General features: G+C 38.5%; 3 protein-coding genes and 1 pseudogene. All 4 read left to right on the top strand.

Translation table 11 applies throughout. From position 1 onward, the window contains the following. Positions 1 to 240: 240 nt before the first annotated feature. Positions 241 to 1,359 carry a RuBisCO accumulation factor 1 gene (locus tag F6K13_RS22490; RefSeq protein ID WP_124145078.1) on the top strand — a complete coding sequence of 373 codons (1,119 nt, stop codon included), beginning with the start codon at positions 241 to 243 and terminating at the stop codon, positions 1,357 to 1,359. Between the two features lie 724 nt (positions 1,360 to 2,083). After that, on the top strand, positions 2,084 to 2,278 hold the full coding sequence (locus F6K13_RS22485; protein ID WP_124154397.1) for a hypothetical protein: 195 nt from the start codon (positions 2,084 to 2,086) through the stop codon (positions 2,276 to 2,278). A 98-nt stretch (positions 2,279 to 2,376) separates the two neighbouring features. After that, complete coding sequence (locus F6K13_RS22480; RefSeq protein WP_124154396.1) at positions 2,377 to 3,336, top strand: transposase; 960 nt, start codon at positions 2,377 to 2,379, stop codon at positions 3,334 to 3,336. 349 nt (positions 3,337 to 3,685) lie between these two features. Beyond that, a pseudogene (locus tag F6K13_RS22475) lies at positions 3,686 to 3,927 on the top strand (hypothetical protein); the annotation flags it as partial.

Here is a 3,927-nt window from a genome sequence, read left to right as displayed (position 1 = left end):
CAAATAGTTTCAAACTTTAAATGTGAATTGGTATCATCTAACAACCATCTATCTTAGAAGTTGTCAATATTCAACCGAAACCTTGTATCGCCAAAAATTATTCCACTTGATTTTTGGTGTTATATCTCAGAAATAAATTAACTTATGGCCTTATATCCGTAGCTGATATATTTTTAGGTAGGATGGTCAAAGGCTTATTCATTCATTTAAAATTAAAACAAAAAAAGTGCACCATCAATTATGATCGAAACACCAGAAAATTCCCCCAACTCTCAAGAAAAATCAACAAACCCAGTAGAGATAGAAAACTTAATTGGTTTGCTACGTCGCAAAGAAAGTAACTGGGTAGAGTGGGGACAAGCTTGTGCAAAACTACAAAAAGCTGGATATACTTCTCAGCAAATATTTGAAGCAACAGGATTTGAACCTGTACAGCAAAATCAGGTGATAGTAGGATCTCAAGTATATACAAGTATTGTCAATGCCAAAACCGCAAAAAATGTACAGTCGCAAAGTGGAACAGATTTTTTATCGCGCTTTGAGAGATCGGGAAGTGATATTCTTTACGAATTGAGAATTTTAACTCAAGAGCAAAGAATTATAGCAACTGAGTTTATAGTTGAGCATAATCTTGATGTTGATGATGCGAAAGAGTTAGCAAAGGCCATTAAGGATTTTGCTCGGATGAAAACAATACCAGAAGGATTTTCCGATCGCCCTGGAGATATAGTAGCTTATCAATGTTGGAAACTAGCTAGGCAACAAAACGACTTACAACAAAGATCTCGTCTCATTGCTAAAGGTCTTAAATTAGCTAATTCTCAAACAGCTAGAAAACAACTTGAAAAGTTACTAACTGATTTTACTATTGTTTCTCAGAGACCAGCACCCCGTCTGCCAATTTATCGAATGGAGTCAGAAGAAGAATTGCCCCGTATTTTACCAGTAGTGGGAAAATTCCCCCTGAACACGGAAGATTTAAAAGCTGTCCCTATAGTTGAGGAGGTGGGGTCTCATGGAATAGTAAAGTTTTCTGGTGGAACAGGTGCTTGGGTAGGGATACCTGGATGGCGAGTTGTCATGCAAGCAGAAGATCCTGTAGCAGTGATTGAAAATAGCGATCGCTTGCCTACTCCAATACCAGGAGCAACTGAGGAAGTTTTGTTAATTATTGATAGGTCTCAACGTGAATGGGATGAGGATGGTTATTTTATCGTAGACCAAGCTGGGAAAATAGAGATGCAGTGCTTTGATGAATTACCTAATATACCTCTACTTGGACGGGTTTTGCTAGTATTAAGACCCAAAAAGATTCTCGATCAAGAATTTGTGAAAGACCTTTTGCAATTTGAGGAATAATAATTCACTGAAAGGGAGCAGGGAGTGGGGGGTGGGGGAGTAGGGAGTATTTGTCTACCTGCTTGGTGCGCTACCAGATGCGACTAACGTCGTCGCGGGGTCTTATCCGCTTTTTCCCCTATTCTATTTCTGAATTTCCTGACTTCTGTAGGGGGCGAACGGCCATTCGCCCATACTTCAATGCTAAAAGCACATACCGCGTGCAAAGATACCATAAGAGTCCTATAGAAGATAAATATCGGGACTTTGATATTTTTGTCCCCAAAAATAACTGAAAATCATACAGAGCAAGGAAAATACATCAAAAGGGTAAAATAGCTAAAAACTACACCTATCAAAAACAAGCTGATTTGACGTGAAAATCTTCATAAGTAAGCTTTTGACAGTATTTTTCAGATGTTTTTGACTAAAGTCCCGATATTTAAAATATCTGCGCGCGAAAATTTTTTTTATTCTACTCTACTTAAGGCACTGGACAGTACAAAGTTCTGAGTGGAAAAAAAACATTCCCCACTAAAAGTCGGGGAATGGTGCATACTGGTTAATGATTCTTAAATTTGACCAGCTAATCTCTATTATCCACATAATCGGTACGATAGAGCAAATCTTGACCAACTTACGTCCAGTATTTAGTCGTCATGCCACTGATGAATGGTTTGTGAGCCTGATTTAGGGCATTCTTTTATGCAACCAACATCGGGCAGTTACCAGCGATCTCAACGCTGTGGGACTAACACAAAATTACTACACCCAAGCTTTACACTGGTTTCATTCCCAGGCAATTAGTGCTCAAAAATTATCCATGGGGTGGCATGAATGGTTAATCACTCACCCAAAAGTTCACTGTCTTAGAGGTCAACCAGTTTATGTAGGTGATGGTATAAAAGTCGGTAAGGAAGAAAAAAAATGCCTGCGGTGAAAAAACTAGATAATGAATCAGAAAATGTAACGAAGCCAGAATGGATATGAGGTCATTACTTTGGAGTCATTACCATACTTTTAAAAGCAGGTTGTTGTTTGAAAGTAGTTCCTGTGACTTTGGGATTGCCAGATGGTATCAAGGTAGCTGAGGATGATCAAACTACAATAGTAGAGCGAATGTCTGTTTTGTGCGTAGAACTGCTCCATGCTGGTAGCTATATCATTCTGGATGCTGAGTTTGCTTCTCAAAATTTGATTGAAGAGTTGAGAAAGCATAAGCTACATTTAATTACAAGAGTACGAATCAATGCAGTAGGTAAACATCCTTTACCACCACCACCGCTCAAATGCAGTCGTGGCAGACCTCGCATCTGGGGTGAATCAGTCAAACTACGCAGCTTGTTTGCTCACAAAAGCTCCTTGAGTACAGAAACTCTAGTACTTTACGGTAAGATGGTAACACTCAGATATCGGTGCATAGATTGGCATTGGGATTGTCCTGCTCAAAGGGTACGCTTTGTACTAGCTGTATGGCCGGAGGGCAAACAAATAATTCTGCTATCAACTGATCTGACTCTATCCGCAGCAGAAATTTTAACGGCTGATAGTTGGCGTTTTCAGATTGAAGTCACTTTCCGCAACTTGATTCAACTATTATCTGGTTTTAGCTATCGGTTTTGGATCAAAGCTCTGCTCCCAACTCAGGGGTGGCCGAAAGACTACTTAATTCTCAATCGATATCCGAACAAACAGCAGCAACAATTTCACAGAAAAGTCGAAGCTATGGAACGGTTTGTACTGAGCAACGCTATAGCTCTAGCTATTTTACAACTGCTTAGTTTAGAGATGCCCATGATGATCTCGAAGGACTTGCCTCGTTGGTTTCGTACCCTACCCTCCAATGGTTATCCAAGTGAACAGATAGTTCTACTGACACTCGCCGAGCAAAGAAAGCAGATTTTAGCCAAAAGTAGGTCAGGGCTACTTTTGACAAAATTCTTAAATACTCGAACGCTATTCACCAGACAATCAAATCTGGAGCATTTTTTCACATGAAACCAACTGTTTTATGAATACAAAAACTTTTTACTGTCCAGTAAGGCAGAAAATACAGATTAAAATGTAACGACCTTGGCGTGAATTTGGTACTATCTATTGCAATAGACAGGCATTTTAGGACTTATGTGGATGATGATCTGAATCAGGGGAAATGTTTTTCCCGCTATTCCCTATTCTCTGTTTCCTGCTATAAATAGACATCTCCAAGAATCAAAAATAAAATCAATTATCGCACAGAAATTATCAATTATTTTCCCCTACTCCCTACTCTCTCTTTTCTGGAGATATCTAATGAAAATTGCTATAATATTTTGCTCCTCCTTAGTTATTTCTTTATTCACAAATTATGAGCAAAACAACAGATAAAAAGTTTACTCCTCCTGTGATGAATTTACCTTTGGTAGATTCGCCATTTTTTGAACAAATTTTTAGCCAGTTAACTTTAGACAAAGATACAAAAAAACTTGTCAAACAATTTGCCGAACAAGGATATGTAATCATAGACGACTTAGGTATAGAAAATATTGCAGAAACTACAGACAGAATAGTTAAAGACTTAACTCCCATATATGGAGAAAAAGGCAAAGA

The sequence above is a fragment of the Okeania sp. SIO2B9 genome (genome assembly GCF_010672505.1).
Classification (GTDB): Bacteria; Cyanobacteriota; Cyanobacteriia; order Cyanobacteriales; family Microcoleaceae; genus Okeania; species Okeania hirsuta.
Note: the sequence above shows the minus strand (reverse complement) of the source record. Positions and strands in the feature narration are given on the sequence as shown.

What these genes read in the sequence shown, in the direction of transcription:
- F6K13_RS22490 (WP_124145078.1), top strand. Translation starts at nt 241, where the DNA reads ATGATCGAAACACCAGAAAATTCCCCCAACTCTCAAGAAAAATCAACA.